This window comes from Pacificimonas sp. ICDLI1SI03 (assembly GCF_054740865.1).
The window spans coordinates 313,105-331,936 of sequence record NZ_JBSQAU010000002.1 but is presented as its reverse complement, the minus strand read 5'-3'; the positions used below and the strand labels follow the sequence as shown (position 1 = coordinate 331,936).

Below are 18,832 nucleotides of genomic sequence, written 5' to 3'. Positions count from 1 at the left end.
AAGGCAAGGCTGGCGCGGGCCACACGGGCCGCAGCCTTGCAGGTTGCGCCAGACCACGGCCGGTCCAGGGCCTCTCCCGGCGGACAGGCACGAGGCATGACGTAGTTCCTTTGCCAACATCATCAGCGGGGCCTGCACGAACAACTAGTTTTCGGCTGCCTGCCGATCTCGTGGCCTCTGCGGTAATACATGGATCCGCTCAAACACGCCCTCGCCATTGGAGAAGCGCCCGATCTGACGAATCTCGCCGAACATCTGCAAGAACTTGCCGGACACCTGGTCAAGCCATCGCTGAGCTCGGCCAGTTCTGGGTCGGTCATAATCTGCCTCCCAGTAGAAGCTGTCATTCCGTTCGGCGAGCCAGATGGCTGCGAGACCGCAATAAGTGGAAATGCCGCAATCGGCATAGGCATTTCGGAGTAGTATCCGATCTTCGCGCCCGCGCCAGCCATCGCGGGGTATAAGTGAGGGGAATGCTTCGCGCGCGGTGCTGATAATATCTTCGACCAGGCATTCATATTCCCAATCGGGGTCGCCCCTCGCTTCGTTCTCGATCAGGCAGAAAGCGACGATGGCCCCTTGCGGGTAGCTGACAGAGCGTCCCATGACGTGCTCCCCTTCACGCTGCTTCGGCGAGATCATCGCCGAATTCAGGGTCGCTGCGTTCGTCATGGCCGCCAAGGCGGAGTAACAGCGATGATGCTTCTTCAGCCTTTGCTGCTGCCGTCAGCATGGCTCTGTCATCCGATTTCAGGAGCTTCAGCCAGTGCGAAATGTAGCTGGCATGATTGTCGAGATGGGTAACGGGAAGTCCCAGTTCAGCGCCCAGAATTGCTGAGGAAAGCTCGGCTACAAGTTCTTCAGCGGCATAGGCTTCGCTACCGAAACGGTTCTTGAGATCGCGGTCAAGCCGGGACGAATGCCCGGTCCAGTGCGACAGCTCATGGGCAAGTGTTGCATAGTAATGGTCAAATCCCTCGAACAGCGTGGTAGGCGGCATGGTGATGCGGTCGAGGACTGGCTCGTAATAGGCTTCGCTTCCTGTGTGCCGCAGCTGCGCATCGATCCGCGCAAAGAATGCATCGATCCTGCGCCGGCGTCCGGCGGGTTCTACCGGCTCCATGAGCGGCTCGGGACTGTACATGGCCGGAAGGTCATCGCACTGATCCGCATTGAAGATTGCGTAGGATCTGAGAACGCGGCGGGTCTCGGTGTCTTCACCGCCATCGGGCGTTTCGACTTCCTTTTCGTAGGTCTTGTAGAAGATGGCGATGCTCGACTTCTCGCCTTTTCGCACGTGACCGCCAAGTTTTGCGCACTGGCGGTAAGTCATCCAGTAGGGCGAGGCGAAGCCTGATGCCTCGGCCATCATCCACAGCCAGAAGGTATTCATGCCCCGGTATGGCGTGCCGCAGCTGCGCAAAGGGCGGGAGATTGGAACTCCGCGCCAGGGTTTGATCCAAGGCTTGGTGCCCTGTTCAAGCTTTTCGATGATGGTGGCGGTAATCCGTGCTGCCGGAGACTGGGCCGGTGAACGGGAGGCTGGCGAGCGTTTGAGCTTACGCATGAGAAATCTCCTGATTGCCCGGACGAAATTGCACCGGGCCAGATGCCCAAAAGCCCCCTCCCCTCTGATCCTTGCCGATGGCGGAACCCAAGCTGGTCTTAACGAGAAAAGGCGGCCCGCCCCGAAGGGACGGACCGCCTACCGAACGGCTTCAACCTGTCAGGAGGGATCAGGCGGCCTGCTCGGTGATCTCGACATCGCTTTCGTCATTTTCATCAGGATCAACCGTTTCGTCGGGTTCAGCGGTTCCTCGAAAATACATGATGTCCGGAACCCAGGCGAGCGCACGCTCCTTGGTGCCCGCCTCACCGATGAAATTGCCCGAGAAGATGCGTTCGGCAGCGCTGGCAAGCTCAGCCTTCTTGGAAGCCGAATAGCGGCTGACCAATTCAGGCCCGCCCGCAGCGTCAAGCGCCTCGAGCGTCTTTGCTTTCGCCACGCGGTCGAAATAATTTGCCGCAGTCGGCCGCCACCAATGTGCGGTCTCGATTTCAAGCAAGCCGCCGATTGCCTCGTGGAGAGGAGCCGAGCGCTCACCCTCGCAAGCCAGGCTGGCTACGAGCGTGCGCGACACGACATGGCCGAGCCATGCGGACCTTGCTTCATGGGACAGTGCCCGGAAAGCTTCGAACCGTTCGACATCACTTTCGCCAGAGCGCCAGCTCTCGTCGAGACTGCCGGCGAACTCGGCGAGCGCGGCGCTAGCGGGTGCATCCTTGGCCTCAAAACCTGTAACGGGGCCAGTCTCTGCCGAACCTGAGATCGTCGAAGCCTTCTTCGCACGCCAGTCTTGCCCATCAGCATCGGCAAGCGTGAAAACCATGAAGTCGAGCGCGAGCGCAGGATCGTTTGCCACGTGGATAGCCAGTATGTCGCGGCGTTGCATGGCCAACTCATCGAGCAGGCGCTGAGAGAGCGAATTGCCTCTACCCTTGGTCTCGGTGCCCACGGCGACCGGCTCGACCACACCGTCGTCTTCCGAAATTACTTCGCTCTCAGTGTAGAATTGCGGGACCAGAGCGGGCTCACCATTGCGCGAGAGAACGAGGAAGGCGCCGGCGTCTGCCTTGAGATCGTCGGCGAGCACCGGTGGCCGATCGTTGAGCGCACGCATTGCACGATCGATTGCGACCAGTTCTTCTTCGGCCTTGGCGACCTCGTCCTCGTCGCTGTCTTCGTCTTCGAGAATAGCGGCCACCCGGTCGTAGCCGGCCTCGAGTTCACCGAGTTCCTGCGCCTCTTGCTCGGTCATCGGCACAGGTTCGCACTGCAAGCGATTGAGGCCTTCAACGAGGTCATGGCTGACATAGTTGCCAAGCGTCGGTCTCACCCAAGCAAGGCCATGCTCTTGGGCGCTTTTCGTTGCCGCTTCATCCATGGCCTTGTGCGCGAGGTCTTCAAGCAGCGCGATATCGATCCAGCTTTCGCTGGCATCATCGTCAAATAGCTCGCGCTCGATGCGACCACCTGCGGCAAGATAAGCGTCGCGTCCGACCAGAACAGCCCGCGGGTCTGAGCCGCGCACGCTGGCATCTAACACCATACGGCGGATCGTTTCGGGCGTGATTTGGTACCAGGCGTCCTGCAGTTCGGCATAGACATGCGCCTGGCGATCGGCATCAGAGATCGCGCCGTAGGCCTTGGCCATGTCTAAGGTGATTGTGCCATCCGCAAGCGCTTCGAACACGCAGGGGGCAAGTGCGGCCAGTCGCAAGCGGCCTTCAACGAAGCGGACAGTCAGGCCAAAGCGACGCGCCACGTCCTCAACGCAGCCACCAGCCTCGATAATGGCCGAGAATGCCTGCGCTTCATCGGCCGGGTTCATGGCGAGACGCTGGAAATTTTCGGCAAGGCTTGCTTCGCGGACCTCGCTTTCCTCGCCTTCGATGACCAGGCAAGTCACTTCGTGGGTTTTGGCCAGCGTACCGTCTTCGGCAAGCGCCTGAAGCGCAGCGAGGCGGCGACCTCCGGCCTCGACCTCGAATTTGCCGCGCTTCGCCTTGCGCACAACAAGGTTCTGCAACAGACCTCGTGCTGCGATATCGGTTTTCAATTGTTCGTCGGCAGCAGGATCGCTGGTTTTGCGCACATTGCGCGGGCTCGGGACAAGCTTTTTCAAGGAAATTGATTGGATCATGGGTAGTCTCCTGATGGGAAGGAGCCATGCGGCATGCATGGCCCGACTAGCCCAAAGGCACCCTCCCCTCTAACCCATCGCCATGCGGCTGATCGCTGTTCAGACGGCCAGGGCGGGTAGAATGATCGATGCTTTGGAGACCGGCACGAACAGTCGCGTGCGGTAACGAATGATCTCGGTGAAACAGCCCATGGTTTTGTACCAGTCGAGCCGATCAGGCGCGTATCCCGTAAGTTCGAGCCGTTGCTCGCCTCCGACCAGCGAGCGTTTGACCATCAGCGCGTCATGACTGGCAAGAGGCTGCGGCGTGCCGCTCGCCAAAACCAGCTTCCCCAGTTCGTCGGGCAAGGGACCGGCCACCCCTGCCAGTCCGAACGTTTCGGCAATCTTGGCGAGATCGACATCGAGCACTTCGCGCCCGATGATCGACTGGCCGTCCTCGGCAACGAGCCGGGTGACGCAAACATGATCTCCCGCCAAGCGATTCCAGACCGGCAAAAGCAGCCCGGTTGCGAGGTGAAGGCGCTCGGTCACTGGCGAAGCGGCTGCCTTAACTTCCTCGGTGCACCAGGCCTTGGTGAACTCGGTCACGCCGATCTCCTCCCACAAGCTTTCACCGAGTGCCTCGATCGTCCAGTTAGCCGATTTGAGCGGCCGGAGCAGCCGACGGCGTTCGATCACCGCGCCATCATCGGCAATGAGCCGCCGGGCCGGGACCGAGAGAGCAACCTTGCCCGATCGCGCATTGCGTAACGGGATGGCGTGAAGCGACCCGATCTCGTGCATCCGCACGAGACGCTTCAGTCGGAGCGGGCGTAGGTGGCGTTTCACCCCAAGCGAGACCAGGCGGGTTTCTGCGCCGGTAACAGGATCGGCTCGCAAAAGCTCGTCGCTGAGAACTTCGAAGCTATCGACGCGAACCGTCTCAAGGCCCAGATCGAGAGTTCCAGCTTCGCGCGCTGCCTCGATTCGCGCTTCGACCAACCCCAGATATTCATCGAAGATAGAATTTTGGAGCGCAATCGGCAGAGCAAGGATGCGGTTGAGCCAGCGCTGGATAGTCGGAAGGTTGTCGGTCAGCCCGCCATCGGGATTCTCGAGCCGAAGGCCGGTTCGCTCGACGAAATCGCCGAAGCTCGTCGCCTCCAGCTTGCCATCATACAACAAGTGGAACCAACGGCTGAGTGCATCCCTAGCATAATCGCTTTCGAGATTATCGGCCGGATCGAAGAGGTTCTGACCGCCGGTCTGGCGCTGTCCTCGCGTCAGGGCACCAAGGCTGTCGAGCCTGCGAGCGATGGTCGAGATAAACCGCCGTTCGCCCTTCACATCGGTGGTCACCGGTCGGAACAGCGGGGCCGAGGACTGGTTGGTGCGGTTGGTACGACCGAGCCCCTGGATTGCATTGTCCGCCCGCCAGCCCGGTTCGAGCAGGAAGTGGACGCGGCGCTGCTGGTTCTGGCAGTCGAGATCGGCATGATAGGAACGCCCGGTCCCGCCAGCATCAGAAAAGATGAGGATGCGCTTCGTGCCCTCCATGAAGCTCTGCGCTTCGGCGACATTGGCACTGCCGCTTCGCCGTTCGAGCCGCTGCTGCCCATCCCTGCCGATAACGAGCCTGCGGCTGCGCCCGGTTACTTCGGCGACCGCCCCGGTCCCAAAATGCTCGATGATCGCGTCGAGCGCTGTGGCGATTGGAGGAAGCGCGCAAAGCTGTTCGATCAGCGCATCGCGCGCGGCAATGGCACGCGAGCAAAGAACCGGATTACCGTCGTCATCGCTCATCGCTTCGGAGCGCAGATTGCCGTCCTCGTCGGTAAAGACCTGCATCAGGCGCACCGGGAAGCTCTTGGCGAGATAGTCGATGACGTATTCGCGCGGACTAAGGTCGATATCGAGTGCCTCGCGTTCCTCGTCGCTGAGATCGGCGAGGCGGCGGTCGAGCATGGCCTCAGCGGTCGAAACCAGCTGCACGACCACCGAATGATCTTTACCGAGCGCTTCTTCTATAGCCGGGATGAGACTCGGCAGTTTCATCGACAGAAGCAGCTGCGCAAAGAAGCGCTGCTTTGTGCCTTCAAATTTTGACAGCGCGGCAGCCTTGGCATTGCGATTGAGCGTATCGCCGCTGTCCTCGTCGACGACTCGTGTGGCTTCGAGCGCGTCATCGAGATTGCGGTGAATGATCGCCCAGGCTTCGGCATAGGCGTCGTAGATACTGATCTGCGCTTCGGTCAGGCAGTGTTCTAGGATCTCGTATTCGACCCCGGCAAAAGACAGCGCGCGGGCGAGGTAAAGACCTTGTGCCTTGAGGTCGCGCGCAACGAGTTCCATCGCTGCTACACCACCGGCGCGGATCTCGGTCATGAAGCCTTCATGCGTCGGGAAAGCGGTTTCGGGTCCCCAGAGGCCGAGCCTCGCGGTGTAACCAAGATTAGCGATCTCCGACGCGCCGGTGGCGGAGGCGTAAAGCACGCGGGCGCGCGGCAGATGGTTCTGCAGCCTCAGGCCCGCCATCCCCTGCTCGGAGCCCTTGACCCTGCCGCGCGTGCTCGAAGACCCAAGCGCATTGGCCATGGCATGGGACTCGTCGAAGGCAATCACGCCTCCGAACTCTTCGCCCGTCCAGGCAAGGATCTGGTCGAGGCGCGTGTCTTCGGCCCGGCCCGAGCGCAGTGTCGGATAGGTGACGAACAGAATGCCTTCGGGCAGCGTTACGGGTCGCCCGAGCTTCCAGCGCGCGAGGGGTTGGATATCGAGCGGCAGTCCGCCAAGTGCTTCCCAGTCGCGGCGTGCATCTTCCAGCAGCGCCTCGTTCTTGGTGATCCAGATATGCCGACGTTCGCCCGCGAGCCAACGGTCCATCATCACAGCCGCAATCTGCCGCCCCTTGCCCGCTCCGGTCCCATCGCCAAGGAAGAAGCCCTGCCGATAGGCGTGGCCGTCTTCGGCCAGCTCGAGCATCGTGCCTTCCTGACTCGGTCGGAATCGGGCCGGTAGATCGCGGGCAAATGCCTGGCACGCATAAATCAGCGTCTCGCACTGTGCCGCGGATAGAAGTTTGTCCGCTTTCCAGTTGGCGGGCAGCAGCGGTCGGACATCCGGAACAGGTGCCGCGACCGATCCCATTGCGACCGATTCCACCAGGGGAGTGGGATGCATCGAAGCATCGGCAAACGCTACGCGGCTTGGCCGATATGGGAGATAGATACCTGTCTGCTCAGGCACAGGTGCAGCTTCCGCTCGTGCGGCATAGCTGAGTTCGACCGCATCGGTCCCAGCGACTGGCGTCGTCGCGAAGGGTGCAGAAGGTCGGATCGCTGCGCGGTGCTCCACGGACCTCGACATCGTGCGCACCGGCAAGCGACGCACTTCAGCCGATATCAAGGCGCGAGGCGGAAGATCGGCGAGAAGCGCATGGAACTCGCCCAACTCGGACGTATCGCCGGTGATCGGTCGGCTTTTACCCGTCGGGATTTTGTCGATCACGACCAGCCGGACAGCGATCCCCGTGCCCGTCCGAGTGAACATCCGCTGCAACCGGACATCGAGCCGCAGCGAAGCCTCGTCCTGTGCCTTGGCAAAGCGCGAAGCATCGAAACCATCTGGCATGGTCGCGACAATCCTGCCGCCACAAACGCAAGCTCTGAATGCGCTTCGGAGATGGCGCAATGCTGTACCACCGTCGCTGCCGCGTTCCTCGCTACGCGCAAAGGGCGGGTTCATCAGGAAGACCGAGGGGATTGGGCCGCAATGCAAGTCGGCAATAAGTTCGCCATCGTGGGAGCTGATTGCGGCCTTCGGAAAGATGTGTGCCAGGCCGCCGCGTCTGCCAGCATCGATCTCGTTTAGAGTAAGCGATGCGGCTTGGCCGTAGGCCCAGATCGCGAGAGCACCATTGCCGGCGGAGGGTTCGAGCAGCGTATCCCGTGATGAAAGCGCCGCGGCTTTCGCAAACAGCCAGGCCAGCATCGGAGGGGTCGAGAATTGCTGAAGCTCGATCTGGCCTTCGCTGCGCACGTGACGAGGTGGTAGAGCCGCGTCGAGCCAATCGAAGCGCGCTTCCGCTTCGTGGAAGCCGGTCGTCAGATCGATGCGCGAAGATCCACGCAGCCAGAGCAGGGAGCCAATCTCGATCACGTTGTTATAGTCGTCGATGGTCCAGGCGCTGCCCCAGTCCTGAACTCCGGTTTCCTCGGCGAACAGGTCCGAAATATCGGCACGAGTGAGATGGCATCCTGCTGCGAGACGGTCGGCAATTTTGACGCCAATGGCGCAGGCCAACGGAACGTCCTGAGATTTCTGGCGGGCGGGAAAAAGGTCTGACTGAAACATGGCTTATCGTCCTCCTGATTGAGGCATCGGGACACGCGCCCTCTGCCGGATCAGGAAATCGAAAAGCCTTCTCTCCTCTCAAACCTTCGCCTTACGGCATAGCCATGCCTGGAGTTCGTCGTTCCAGTCGGTGCCTCGCACAGATGGTTTGCGGACATGGATCGTCCGGCCTTTTCGCGCATAGGCGGATAGGCTCCGTTCGACTGCGAGATCACCACCGTCATCGTAATCGACGAAGAGATGAAGCTCGGTCACGCTGTCGGGAATGCTGACCAGACCGAAGCGCTCATTGCCCAATGTTGCCCATGCGGGGATGCCGGTCAGGGCATAAGCTGACATCGCGCTTTCGATCCCTTCAGCGAGTCCGAGTTTGGCATCCGCCGGGGCGAAGAGCCGAACGGCAGCTTCACCTAGCGAGCCAAGAGCGCGCTTGGGCTTGTCGAAGTCCGCTTTCCTGTGGCGATCCTGTGACAGGAATGTGCGGTGGATGGCGATGGGCCCCATGTCGAGACTGACCGCCGCGATCATGGCGGGCAGGTAGCGGGTGCGTCCTTTGGGGCCCAGCGGTGTTCGTGGATGAAACCGAAGAGCAGAAGAGGCGGCGAGGATGCCGCGGCTCTTGAGATAGGCCTTGGCCGGGCTGGAACGCACAGGCTCCGCTTCGCGCCAGATCCTCAGCGCCGCCGGCGAGAGATTACGTTTTTCAATTGGCTCGAACTGGTCAGCTGACGAAGAGTCCGAGAATAGGATGGAAGCGTTGAAGCCCTCGCGTGCCAGCGCAGCAAGCACTGCCTGCTGATCGCAACCGGCAAAGCAGTGAAAAAGGATGGCTTTGCGACCGAGCGTCACGCCCAACGATGGCGTGCTGTCATCATGTGCAGGACAACAGGCCATGCCCTTCGTGCCCGACCATCTGCCGCCTCGACTTTCGCAGATACGGCGTGCGGTCCCTTCCAGTGTGGGTCTTGTCGCTTCATGAGTGGGCATGGGTTATGCGGTCCTTTTGGCTCGCTCCCCACAGCCTACCTCTGCTCTTACTGGCGTCCGCAGTACCCTGACAGGAAGCGGCGACCGCAATAGCTTGTCGTGTCTGGTCATAGGATGCATGACATATCATGCGCTATTGCATAAATTAACATGATATGTCATGTACTGCCTATGCCACGCGCCTCCAGAGCAGCTAGCGGACTGCCGCCACAAAGCCAGCGAGCTATAACTCAGCTCGGCAAGGACATCGCGCTTGCCCGGCGTCGCCGCAAAATGCCGCAGCGGTTGATGGCGGAACGAATGCTGGTGTCGGTTCAGACACTTCAGCGGCTCGAAGCTGGTGATCCGACAGTTGGTCTCGCAGTCCTTGTGAGCGCATTGCATGTGCTGGGAATGACCCAGCGCCTTGCCAGCTTGGTTGCGCCAGAGAGTGATCGAGCGGGCATAAGCGAGGACCTCTCGCGCTTGCCCGAGCGAACGCATGCAGCCAGCGATGACGAGCTGGATTTCTGATCGGTCATGACAATCGTCCGCTCCTACGTATTCGTCCATCTTCCCGAAGGTCCTGTCCCGGCGGGACTGCTGACGATGACCGACGAACCGCGCAACCAATTTGCCACGTTCGCTTATGGCCGCCGGTATCTTGAGCGTCCTGACCGGATCCCCGTCGATCCGGTGGCCCTTCCGCTGCACGATGCCGGGACCAGCCGGACCTTCCGCACAGAGGAAGGGTTTGCTGTCTTCGGCGGCATCCGCGACGCCGCTCCCGATGGCTGGGGCCAATATCTTATGTACAAGGCTATGGGCGACCGTCTGCCAAGCGAGATCGACCTCATCCTTGCTTCCGGAGAACATCGCGTTGGCGCGCTCGCATTCGGGCCTACTCCGGAGCGACCGGAGCGCATCACTCCATGGGGCGACGGTCCCGCTCCGGGCGAAGAGTTCACCCTCGCTGAACTCGCCGAGGCAGCAGAACGAGCACAACACGTCGACGAGCTCGACGAGAACCTGCGCGCACTGCTTGCTGCCGGTTCGTCGCTTGGCGGCGCGCGTCCGAAGGCGGCAACGCAAATCGGCGATCGACCCTGGATCGCCAAGTTCCAGAAGCGCGGCGACAGCTTTCCTGAATGCCGCGTAGAGCTGGCGACTATGCAGCTGGCCAGCGAATGCGGCCTCAACGTGCCCGCGCTCGATTTCCGCTGTGTCCTGGACCGCGATATCTATCTGATCGAACGGTTCGACCGCGTGCCGCATGGCAACTGGCTCGAACGGCGACCGTTCGCGTCGGGGCTGACCATGCTGGGCGCGCATGAAAGCGAGGTAAGCAGCTACAGTTACGCTGATCTCGCTGGCGCGATACGTCAGCACGGGACGCAGGTCCGCGCAGACCTCCATGAGCTGTTCCGCCGAATGGTGTTCAATATTCTCGTAACGAATGACGATGACCACCTGCGCAATCACGGATTTCTTTTCGACGGAACTGGCTGGCGGTTGTCTCCACTCTACGATGTCGTTCCCAAGCCGCAGGTGGGGCTGGAGCGACGCCTTGTGCTGGGCGTTGGTCCGGAAGGACGCAATGCGACCATCGGAAATGCGCTTGCCGGAGCAGCAGTATTCGATCTCGGCCCCGAGGAGGCCTCGGCCATGACCGAAGAGTTGCGCGTGATGGTTGCAGCGCGCTGGCAGCCATTGTTCGAAGAGGCGGGGTTAAGTCCTGCGGACAGAGGCCGCTTTGCCACCTGCTTCCGGTTAGCAATCGAAGATGGCTAGGCAACCTCCCTCTACTTGCCATCACCCAGACCGCGCCTGCCTCAATCAGCATGAACTGATCCGCAAATACCGTTGTGCGGATTGCGGCGCGGTGATGATGTGTGCCTGCGACGAGGTGCGCGGGCATCGCTTTCTGCCGCATCAACTAAGCGAGGGCTGCGAACTCGATACGCAGGAGCGGGTGCCGGTAACGCATGGCTTCCAAGAGGGAGTTTGTAGTGAATGCCGTGGATTGCCCGCCGATCCGGCACCAGCAGCGGCGATCCACGGGCGCACCAGCAAGATCAGGCGGTACTATTGGCGCGAGCTGTTCTTTGCCAAAGAAGCTGCACTGCACGATTGGGACTCAGAGCATCCGGACGCGACTCACGATGAGCGGCGCTCTGCGCAGTCCGCAATAGAAAAAGCGGTGCTGCAGGATATCAAAGAGCTGCACGCGAGCGCACCCAAATATGCTTTCACTGAAAAGTCACAGGCAGAAGTGATCGATCAATACTCGGTCGAAGTGGAACCTCTGCAGGCGACATATGCCAAGGTCGGACGGAAGGGCGCTCAGATCGTAGTTGGCGATGAGATAATCAGCGCCGAAGAATTCGCTTTGCGGCACTATTCCGGGCAGGGCTGGCAAGTCCTGCAGCTTGAAAGCGTTCCCTTCCACGCACTGTTCGGCGTGATGATGTGGATAGTCATCCAGGATCCAATCGACCCTAAGAACCGGATTGTAAGTTTCGGTGATCGTACTGCGTATGAAGAGCGGAGAACGAAGGAACCGATCTGGACACATTTGCCGAGCGACTTTGGGTCTGCAGGCTATGGAATCCGGCGCGCAACAGCGATCGAGAAACATTTCGACGAATTTCTGCACGACGACGATCTTGAGTGGTTATTCGACTATTGGCGGTTCCACAGCGAAAACCTGCGTCAGTATCTCTGGGCACATCGACCGGAGGATGTCGAGCGAGCTCGCAAGTTGCTCGAGATTTTACCACCTCAAACAATCAAAGCCATTCTGCACTATCTCGTGCAAGACTACTGGGGCCGATATCTGGGATGGCCGGACTTGCTACTGCACCGCGAAGGGGAGTTCCGGTTCGTCGAGGTTAAGTCGTCCTCGGACAGGCTGAGCGATGATCAGAAGCGATGGATCGCTGACAATCATAATGTTCTCAAGCTGCCCTTTTCCATAGCCAAGATTCACCGGATCGCCAGCCAGGCCTAGTTGCGATCGTAAGGCGCCCTTCAGCACTCAACGTCGAGAGAATAGCACTTAGTAATTCAAATTTGCTTGGTGATTACCCGGTGATTGCCAGCAAAGTTTTTGAGGTTCGAAATTTCCGATATTAGATAATATTTTCAGCGTTTTAATGTACTTAAGTATATAAAATCTGGTATTCCAATGGCCGCGAAGGCTATACCGATTACCCGGCATATGGCGGAGAGCGGACGGCGGACGCAGCCTGAAGCAGGTGTGACAAGCCAAGAGGCGTGGGGCGGCGTGAACCATAGGCCGCCCCCTGCCACCGGTCATTCCCGCAGGGGAACGGCGCTCGTGTCGCCTGTCGGCCTGCGCCGCACGTCTGGATTCGGAAACCCCGACAGTGCGGCGTTGAGGATAGCCGTCAGGCTTGGCCCTTCGCCTTTGGCGAGATGACCATCAGCATCTGGCGGCCCTCCAGTCGAGGATAGGCCTCGACCTTGGCGCCCTCTGCCGTGTCGTCCTGCACGCGCTTCAAAAGCTCCATGCCCAGTTGCTGGTGCGCCATTTCGCGGCCCCGGAAGCGCAGGGTGATTTTCACCTTGTCACCTTCCTCGATGAACTCGTGCACCTTCTTCATCTTCACCATGTAATCATGGTCGTCGATGTTCGGACGCATCTTTATCTCTTTGATTTCCTGGCGCTTCTGCTTTTTCTTTGCAGCGTTCGCCTTTTTCTGGGCCTCGAACTTGAACTTGCCGACGTCCAGGAACTTGGCGACGGGCGGGTCGGCATTCGGGCTAACGATCACCAGGTCGAGGCCGGCCTCTTTCGCCTGCTCGATCGCTTCCTTGGTGTAGAGGACACCCAGATTTTCGCCGTCATCGTCGATAACCCGGACCTTCGGTTCCTGAATGAACTCGTTATAGCGCGGTCCCTGGAAAGGCGGGGGCGTGGGCCCGCGCCGGGTCGTAAGAGGCGGTCGGATAATCTGGTCTCCTGATGGTTCAACAAATAGATTCGCTGTCCCCAATGTAAGTGAACACGGGGCAAACGAAAAGAGGGTCCGGAAATGTAGCTGTTTAGGCCGCTGGAGCGTCCGACAGATCGGGCGGAAGCGCCGCGCTACGCAGTTCCCCGACAATATCCTCCAGCGAGATGACGCGCTGATGTTCGTCCGAACCCAAACGGCGGACGGCAACGGTCCCTTCCTCTGCCTCGCGCTTGCCGACCACCAGAAGATAGGGGACCTTTGCAAGGCTGTGCTCGCGGACCTTGTAATTGATCTTTTCGTTGCGAAGGTCGGATTCTACGCGCAGCCCGGCCGCCTTCAGGGTCTCGACAGCCCGCAGCGCATATTCATCCGCATCGGACACGATCGTCGCGACGACGACCTGCGTCGGCGCCAGCCAGAGCGGCAGCTTACCGGCATAATGTTCGATCAGAATGCCGATGAAGCGCTCGAACGTGCCCAGAATGGCGCGGTGCAGCATGACGGGGCGGTGCTTTTCCCCATCCTCGCCGATATAGCTAGCATCCAGCCGCTCCGGCAGGACGGTGTCGGCCTGGATCGTGCCGACCTGCCAGGTCCGGCCGATCGCGTCGGTCAGATGGAATTCCAGTTTTGGCGCATAGAAGGCGCCCTCACCCTCCAGTTCCTCCCAGCCATAATGCTCGGTCGCGCGCCCCGCCTTTGCAACGGCGTCACGCAGGATCTGTTCTGCGCTGTCCCATTCCGCGTCGCTGCCGAAACGCTGTTCCGGCCGCAGTGCCAGCTTGATCTGATAATCGGCAAAGCCGAGATCGCGATACACCTGGTCCAGCAGGTCGCAAAAGGCGACGATCTCGTCGATCAGCTGGTCCTGCCGGCAAAAGATATGTGCATCGTCCTGCGTGAACTGACGCACGCGCAGCAAGCCGTGCAGCGCACCATGCGGCTCGTTGCGGTGGCAACAGCCGAATTCCGCCATGCGGATCGGCAATTCGCGATAGCTGGTGATGCCCTGCTTGAAAACCAGCACGTGCGCCGGGCAATTCATCGGCTTCAGCGCCATCATGTCGGCATCGCCGCTGATCACGCTGCCATCCCCTTCGGGATCCGGCACCTCGTCGGGGACGGCAAACATGTTCTGCGCATATTTGCCCCAATGGCCCGATTTTTCCCACTGATTGACGTCCATCAGCTGCGGCGTCTTGATCTCGTCATAGCCGGCGGCATCCAGCTTACGGCGCATATAGCGTTCCAGCTCGCGCCAGATCAGATAGCCCTTGGCATGCCAGAAGCAGGAACCCTGCGCCTCTGACTGGAAATGGAACAGGTCCATTTCCTGGCCCAGCTTGCGATGGTCGCGCTTCGCCGCCTCCTCAAGGCGTTGCAGATGCGCGTTCAGCTGCTTCTTGTTCAGCCAGCCGGTGCCGTAGATGCGGCTGAGCTGTGCGTTCTTCTGATCGCCGCGCCAATAGGCGCCCGATACGCGGGTCAGCTTGAATGCCGCCGGGTCCAGCTTTCCCGTGGAGGCAAGGTGCGGCCCCCGGCAAAGATCCAGCCAGCCATCCTCGCTGCCCGGCTGGCCGCTATGATAGACGGTCAGTGCTTCTCCCTCAGGCAGTTCGGCCGCCCACTCCGCCTTGAAGGTCTCGCCCTTTTCACGGAACCAGTCGATCAGCCGGTCGCGCGACCATTCTTCTCGAATCAGAGGCTTGTCGGCCTTGATGATGCGGCGCATCTCCTCCTCTATGACGGGGAGGTCGTCTTCGGTGAAGGCGCCGCGCGATTGAGGTGCGGCAAAATCATAATAGAAGCCGTCATCCGTCGCCGGCCCGAACGTGATTTGCGTTCCGGGGTAAAGCGACTGCACCGCCTCTGCCAGCACATGGGCATAATCGTGGCGTACCAGTTCCAGCGCGTCCGCCTCGTCGCGGGCAGTGATCAGGGCAAGCTGTGCATCGCCGTCGAAGGGGCGCATGATGTCGCGCACCTCTCCATCGACGCGCGCAGCCATGGCGGCCTTGGCAAGACCGGGGCCGATCGCTGCGGCAATATCGGCAGGCGTCGTGCCAGGCTGAACCTCTCGAAGCGAATCGTCGGGCAGGCGGATGGTGAACATTTCAGACATGCAGGCGCATATGGCCGAGCGGCCCCGCCGGGACAAGACGGCCGCGACGAGAGGATGGCGGCCTCGCCTTGCGGGCGGGGAACCGAAGCGGCAGATAGCAAACACGGATCATTCGGGGGGGCAGGAATGAACGGCACAGATCATCACGAGCCGGCAGCGGAGGCGCTGCAGGAATTCACCGGACTGACATTTCATGGCAGATGGCGGGCATTACTGCCCATCGTCGTCACCAATCTGCTGTTGAGCATCGTGACACTGGGCATCTACCGCTTTTGGGCAAAGGCGCGGGTCAGGCGATATTTGTGGAGCGAGACCCAGTTCGTCGACGACCGTCTGGAATGGACCGGCACGGGCAAGGAAATGTTCCTGGGCTTCCTGATGGTGATGGCGGTTCTGATCCCCGTAGCGCTGTTCGCGCAGTTCGGTCTGCAGGTGCTGGCCCTGCGCGGATATGAGGTTCTGGCAGGATTTCTGTTCATCGGCCTTTATGCTGGATTCTTTTATCTGATCGGCGTCGCCCGCTTTCGAGCATTGCGTTACCGCCTGTCGCGCACCCGCTGGCACGGCATTCGCGGCGGCAGCGATACGGGCGGCTGGGGTTATGGTGTGCAGGCAATCATCTGTTCCCTGGCGGTCACCCTTACGGCGGGCCTGTTGCAGCCATGGGCAATGGTGACGCTGTGGCGCGCACGGTTCGGCGCCATGAGCTTTGGCGACGCCCCGATCGGGGTTGGCTATGGCGCGTTGCCGAAGGGCATTTTCGCGCGCTGGATCATGATCTATGTCGCCTTCATCGCCATCATCGCCATATTGGTCGGCGCCTTTGCATCAACCTTGGTCGCCGATCCGGACAGCGCGGCGCGCGCTGGCATGGTGATCATCGGCGCCGTTGCAGCCATTTACCTGCTGCTGCCCATCCTGTTCGTCACATATTACACGAAATTCATCCGCGGCGTCATCGGCGAGATGGACTGGATGAACCTGCAGTTCGACTTTACCGCCCGCACCTCGGACTGGGTAAAGCTGTACTTGGGCCATGCCGGACTGATTGTGATCACGTTGGGATTCGGCCTGCTGTTCATCGGCTATCGCAACTGGTCGTTCTTCGTGCGTCATTTGCAGGTCCGTGGAACGCTGGACATCGACCTGATCCGACAGTCGGAAACCCGGATGCGCACAGATGCGGAGGGCCTTGCGGACGCCTTCGACATCGGCGGGATCTGAGGCGCAGGCGAACCCCGTGGCGATCGGCTGGCATTTCGACGGCGCCACTGCCGTCCGCTACCATGTCCGCGTCGAGGCGCGAGAGAATATGCTGGTTCTGCACGGCGCAGGAGAGGCGGCACAGATTGTCGACCCCACGCGCCTGCAGGCCCTGGAAACCCGAAAGGACGCCAGGGTCTATGGCCTGAAGGGTCAGGATGGCTGGCGCCTGGGGCTGCCCGCGACTGACGATGCCGCAATAGAGGCGCTGCTGCCACCTGCCGCCAGGTATGGCGGGCTGGTTGATCGGTTCGGCTTGGCGAAATTTGCCGCAGCCGCCACGATTCTGTCGGCCATGTTCCTGCTGGTCTTCTGGCTGGCCCCCGGATGGCTGGCGCCGCTGATCCCACGCGATATGGAACGGCGGATCGGCGATGCCCTTTTCGCCGATCTGGACAGCGAGCGGGTATGCCGCTCCTCCGGGGGGCAGGAGGTACTGGACCGGCTGACGAGGCGGCTGGCACCCGGCACAGACATCGACCTGCGCGTCGCTGATATCGGCATGGCAAATGCGGTGACCCTGCCCGGCGGCCGCATCATCATTTTCAAAGGGTTGATCCGCCAAAGCGAGAGTGCGGACGAGATGGCAGGGGTGCTGGCCCATGAAATCGCGCATTATCGGGAACATCATGTGACAGAGGCGATGATCCGGCAATTGGGCCTGGGCATCCTGATCAACAGCCTTGGTGGCAATACCGGGGCCACGCTTACGCAGTTCGCGGGACTGAGCTTCAGCCGCGATGCGGAGCGGGAGGCGGATACGCAGGCGATCGCCTACATGGTCGCGGCGAATATCTCCCCCGCACCGACTGCTGGCTTTTTCCGGCGTATGGCGCAGACCGAGGAGATGTTCGACAAACGCCTTGTCGCTGCGGCGAACTTCCTTTCCACGCATCCCGTGTCCTCCGCCCGCGCTGAGCGTTTCGAGCAGGCAGGCGAGGAGGGGGAATTTACCCCGGCGATGAGCGACGCCGAATGGCAGAGGGTACGTAAGATGTGCGGCGGCGCAGACGATCCGCCAACCACGGACACAGGCACGCCGACCGACCCATCACAGGCTCGCTGACTGGGCCCCGCCCCCAGGCCCATGTAGCATCCGGCTAGTCAGTCACCTTCAGGATGATCTTTCCAACATGATCCCCAGCCTCCATGTGACGGTGTGCGTCGGCAGCCTCGGCTAGGGGGAATATGCGGTCCGTCAGCGCATGCAGCTTCCCCTCCGCAAAAAGTGGCCAGACTGTCTTTTGCAGGCTGCGGGCGACCAGCGCCTTGAACTCCGCATCGCGCGGGCGCAGCATCGATCCCGACAGGCGCAGACGTTTCGACATCACAGCCGTCAGGCTGACGTCCGCGCGTGGCCCCCGCTGAAAGGCGATGGAGACGTGCCGTCCCTCCGCCGCCAGGCATTCGATATTGCGGGCCACATAATCGCCGCCGACCATGTCCAGTACCACATCCACCCCGTCCGGGGCCGCCGCCTTTACCTCTTCCACGAAGTCCTGCGTCTTGTAGTTAATGGCGAGGTCTGCGCCGACCTCCTTCGCAGCGCCGCACTTATCGTCAGAGCCCGCAGTAACGAAAACGCGCACGCCGAACGCGTTACACAATTGGATCGCGGTCGTTCCAATGCCACTTGTGCCGCCATGAACCAGCGCCGTTTCGCCGTCCTTCACGGCGCCGCGTTCGAATAGATTGGACCAGACAGTGAAATAGGTTTCGGGAAGCCCTGCGGCATCCAACAGATCGACGCCCTGCGGCACCGGCAAGACCGAACCGGCGGGCGCGACGACATAATCTGCATAGCCTCCCCCGGCCACCAGCGCACAAACCTCTTGCCCGATTTCGAAACTCTCTACGCCAGCACCACGCGCCGCGATCCGTCCGGACACTTCCAGACCCATGATGGAGGGGGCGCCCGGCGGCATCGGATAAAGGCCAAGCCTTTGCAGAATGTCGGGGCGATTGACGCCAGCCGCCGCCACCTCGATCAGCACCTCTCCGGCGCCGGCGACGGGCACGGGGCGATCCACCAATTGCAGCATCTCAGGCCCGCCCGGACCCTCTGGATCAATCGCGCGCATCACGGTCGGAACGGTCTTCGGCACAAGCATCTCCCCCGCCTTTGTGGAGAGGGGCTTAGCAGGCGGAAGACTCGGTCACCAGCACCGTTAAAGAAGCTATTTCGCAGGCCCGGCTCGCCCCTCTGCCGCCTTTATTGTATAGGGCGAGGGTTCTTAAATTCGCCACAGGAGAACAGCGAAGATGGATGAAGATGACCTGCCGCGCCCGGGTGATCCGCTCGCCACGATCATGAAACAGGATCTGGATCCGCTCAGCGTTCATGAGCTGGAGGCGCGCATCGCCGCGCTGGAGACAGAAATCGAGCGCACGCGCCAGAAACTGACCGGCGCAAAGGATTTCAAGGCGAGCGCCGCGGCCCTGTTCGGCAACTGAGCCGCCAC

General features: G+C 60.9%; 14 protein-coding genes. 6 read left to right on the top strand and 8 right to left on the bottom strand.

Going from position 1 to position 18,832, the window contains the following annotated elements; genetic code table 11:
* Nucleotides 1-144 precede the first annotated feature (144 nt).
* The 5 genes from ACSMXM_RS13520 to ACSMXM_RS13500 all read right to left on the bottom strand — a co-directional run bounded on the left by ACSMXM_RS13520 (nucleotide 145) and on the right by ACSMXM_RS13500 (nucleotide 9,026).
* Nucleotides 145-606, bottom strand: a complete 462-nt coding sequence (locus tag ACSMXM_RS13520; protein ID WP_460316877.1) for a hypothetical protein — start codon at nucleotides 604-606, stop codon at nucleotides 145-147.
* Nucleotides 607-619: 13 nt separating this feature from the next.
* Nucleotides 620-1,567 (bottom strand): ArdC family protein, encoded by a 948-nt coding sequence (locus tag ACSMXM_RS13515; RefSeq protein WP_063510581.1) that lies wholly within the window; start codon nucleotides 1,565-1,567, stop codon nucleotides 620-622.
* A gap of 169 nt (nucleotides 1,568-1,736) precedes the next feature.
* Nucleotides 1,737-3,704 (bottom strand): ParB/RepB/Spo0J family partition protein, encoded by a 1,968-nt coding sequence (locus ACSMXM_RS13510; protein WP_460317611.1) that lies wholly within the window; start codon nucleotides 3,702-3,704, stop codon nucleotides 1,737-1,739.
* A gap of 99 nt (nucleotides 3,705-3,803) precedes the next feature.
* Nucleotides 3,804-8,039 (bottom strand): strawberry notch-like NTP hydrolase domain-containing protein, encoded by a 4,236-nt coding sequence (locus ACSMXM_RS13505; RefSeq protein ID WP_460316875.1) that lies wholly within the window; start codon nucleotides 8,037-8,039, stop codon nucleotides 3,804-3,806.
* 78 nt (nucleotides 8,040-8,117) lie between these two features.
* Nucleotides 8,118-9,026 carry a DUF7146 domain-containing protein gene (locus ACSMXM_RS13500; protein ID WP_082835444.1) on the bottom strand — a complete coding sequence of 303 codons (909 nt, stop codon included), beginning with the start codon at nucleotides 9,024-9,026 and terminating at the stop codon, nucleotides 8,118-8,120.
* Between the two features lie 150 nt (nucleotides 9,027-9,176).
* Between ACSMXM_RS13500 and ACSMXM_RS13495 the strand changes: the two genes are divergently transcribed.
* From ACSMXM_RS13495 to ACSMXM_RS13485, 3 genes are read left to right on the top strand one after another with little or no spacing between them, the layout of a single operon-like run.
* Nucleotides 9,177-9,539, top strand: a complete 363-nt coding sequence (locus tag ACSMXM_RS13495; protein ID WP_369795348.1) for a helix-turn-helix domain-containing protein — start codon at nucleotides 9,177-9,179, stop codon at nucleotides 9,537-9,539.
* A 6-nt stretch (nucleotides 9,540-9,545) separates the two neighbouring features.
* The gene (locus tag ACSMXM_RS13490; RefSeq protein ID WP_050600463.1) at nucleotides 9,546-10,796 is read left to right on the top strand and encodes a type II toxin-antitoxin system HipA family toxin; all 1,251 of its coding nucleotides are present in this window, start codon (nucleotides 9,546-9,548) and stop codon (nucleotides 10,794-10,796) included.
* Nucleotides 10,789-12,015: a VRR-NUC domain-containing protein gene (locus tag ACSMXM_RS13485; RefSeq protein WP_460316873.1), complete on the top strand. Its 1,227-nt coding sequence runs from the start codon at nucleotides 10,789-10,791 to the stop codon at nucleotides 12,013-12,015. The genes ACSMXM_RS13490 and ACSMXM_RS13485 overlap by 8 nt, the downstream gene beginning before the upstream one ends.
* A gap of 400 nt (nucleotides 12,016-12,415) precedes the next feature.
* Here the strand turns inward: ACSMXM_RS13485 and infC are convergent, their stop codons facing one another.
* Together infC and thrS are read right to left on the bottom strand one after the other, a co-directional pair.
* The gene (infC, locus tag ACSMXM_RS13480) at nucleotides 12,416-12,979 is read right to left on the bottom strand and encodes a translation initiation factor IF-3 (RefSeq protein ID WP_460317610.1); all 564 of its coding nucleotides are present in this window, start codon (nucleotides 12,977-12,979) and stop codon (nucleotides 12,416-12,418) included.
* A gap of 94 nt (nucleotides 12,980-13,073) precedes the next feature.
* A complete protein-coding gene (gene thrS, locus ACSMXM_RS13475) occupies nucleotides 13,074-15,107 on the bottom strand; it encodes a threonine--tRNA ligase (RefSeq protein WP_460316871.1) in 2,034 nt (677 codons plus the stop codon).
* Nucleotides 15,108-15,233: 126 nt separating this feature from the next.
* Here thrS and ACSMXM_RS13470 point away from each other — a divergent pair, with 126 nt between their 5' ends.
* Together ACSMXM_RS13470 and ACSMXM_RS13465 are read left to right on the top strand one after the other, a co-directional pair.
* Entirely contained in the window at nucleotides 15,234-16,331 is a 1,098-nt protein-coding gene (locus ACSMXM_RS13470) for a YjgN family protein (protein ID WP_460316868.1), read from the top strand.
* Nucleotides 16,332-16,347: 16 nt separating this feature from the next.
* Complete coding sequence (locus ACSMXM_RS13465) at nucleotides 16,348-17,436, top strand: M48 family metallopeptidase (RefSeq protein ID WP_460316866.1); 1,089 nt, start codon at nucleotides 16,348-16,350, stop codon at nucleotides 17,434-17,436.
* Between the two features lie 34 nt (nucleotides 17,437-17,470).
* Here the strand turns inward: ACSMXM_RS13465 and ACSMXM_RS13460 are convergent, their stop codons facing one another.
* Complete coding sequence (locus ACSMXM_RS13460; protein ID WP_460317609.1) at nucleotides 17,471-18,451, bottom strand: NAD(P)H-quinone oxidoreductase; 981 nt, start codon at nucleotides 18,449-18,451, stop codon at nucleotides 17,471-17,473.
* Nucleotides 18,452-18,632: 181 nt separating this feature from the next.
* Here ACSMXM_RS13460 and ACSMXM_RS13455 point away from each other — a divergent pair, with 181 nt between their 5' ends.
* The gene (locus ACSMXM_RS13455; RefSeq protein ID WP_460316864.1) at nucleotides 18,633-18,824 is read left to right on the top strand and encodes a DUF1192 domain-containing protein; all 192 of its coding nucleotides are present in this window, start codon (nucleotides 18,633-18,635) and stop codon (nucleotides 18,822-18,824) included.
* The last annotated feature ends 8 nt before the right edge of the window (nucleotides 18,825-18,832 follow it).

Bases quoted from the DNA above. Each gene is read 5' to 3' on its own strand.
- ACSMXM_RS13470 (WP_460316868.1), top strand. From the start codon at position 15,234: ATGAACGGCACAGATCATCACGAGCCGGCAGCGGAGGCGCTGCAGGAA.
- ACSMXM_RS13485 (WP_460316873.1), top strand. From the start codon at position 10,789: ATGGCTAGGCAACCTCCCTCTACTTGCCATCACCCAGACCGCGCCTGC.
- ACSMXM_RS13515 (WP_063510581.1), bottom strand. From the start codon at position 1,567: ATGCGTAAGCTCAAACGCTCGCCAGCCTCCCGTTCACCGGCCCAGTCT.
- ACSMXM_RS13460 (WP_460317609.1), bottom strand. From the start codon at position 18,451: ATGCGCGCGATTGATCCAGAGGGTCCGGGCGGGCCTGAGATGCTGCAA.
- ACSMXM_RS13520 (WP_460316877.1), bottom strand. From the start codon at position 606: ATGGGACGCTCTGTCAGCTACCCGCAAGGGGCCATCGTCGCTTTCTGC.
- ACSMXM_RS13500 (WP_082835444.1), bottom strand. From the start codon at position 9,026: ATGCCCACTCATGAAGCGACAAGACCCACACTGGAAGGGACCGCACGC.
- ACSMXM_RS13505 (WP_460316875.1), bottom strand. From the start codon at position 8,039: ATGTTTCAGTCAGACCTTTTTCCCGCCCGCCAGAAATCTCAGGACGTT.
- ACSMXM_RS13490 (WP_050600463.1), top strand. From the start codon at position 9,546: ATGACAATCGTCCGCTCCTACGTATTCGTCCATCTTCCCGAAGGTCCT.
- ACSMXM_RS13455 (WP_460316864.1), top strand. From the start codon at position 18,633: ATGGATGAAGATGACCTGCCGCGCCCGGGTGATCCGCTCGCCACGATC.
- ACSMXM_RS13510 (WP_460317611.1), bottom strand. From the start codon at position 3,704: ATGATCCAATCAATTTCCTTGAAAAAGCTTGTCCCGAGCCCGCGCAAT.
- ACSMXM_RS13495 (WP_369795348.1), top strand. From the start codon at position 9,177: ATGATATGTCATGTACTGCCTATGCCACGCGCCTCCAGAGCAGCTAGC.
- thrS (WP_460316871.1), bottom strand. From the start codon at position 15,107: ATGTCTGAAATGTTCACCATCCGCCTGCCCGACGATTCGCTTCGAGAG.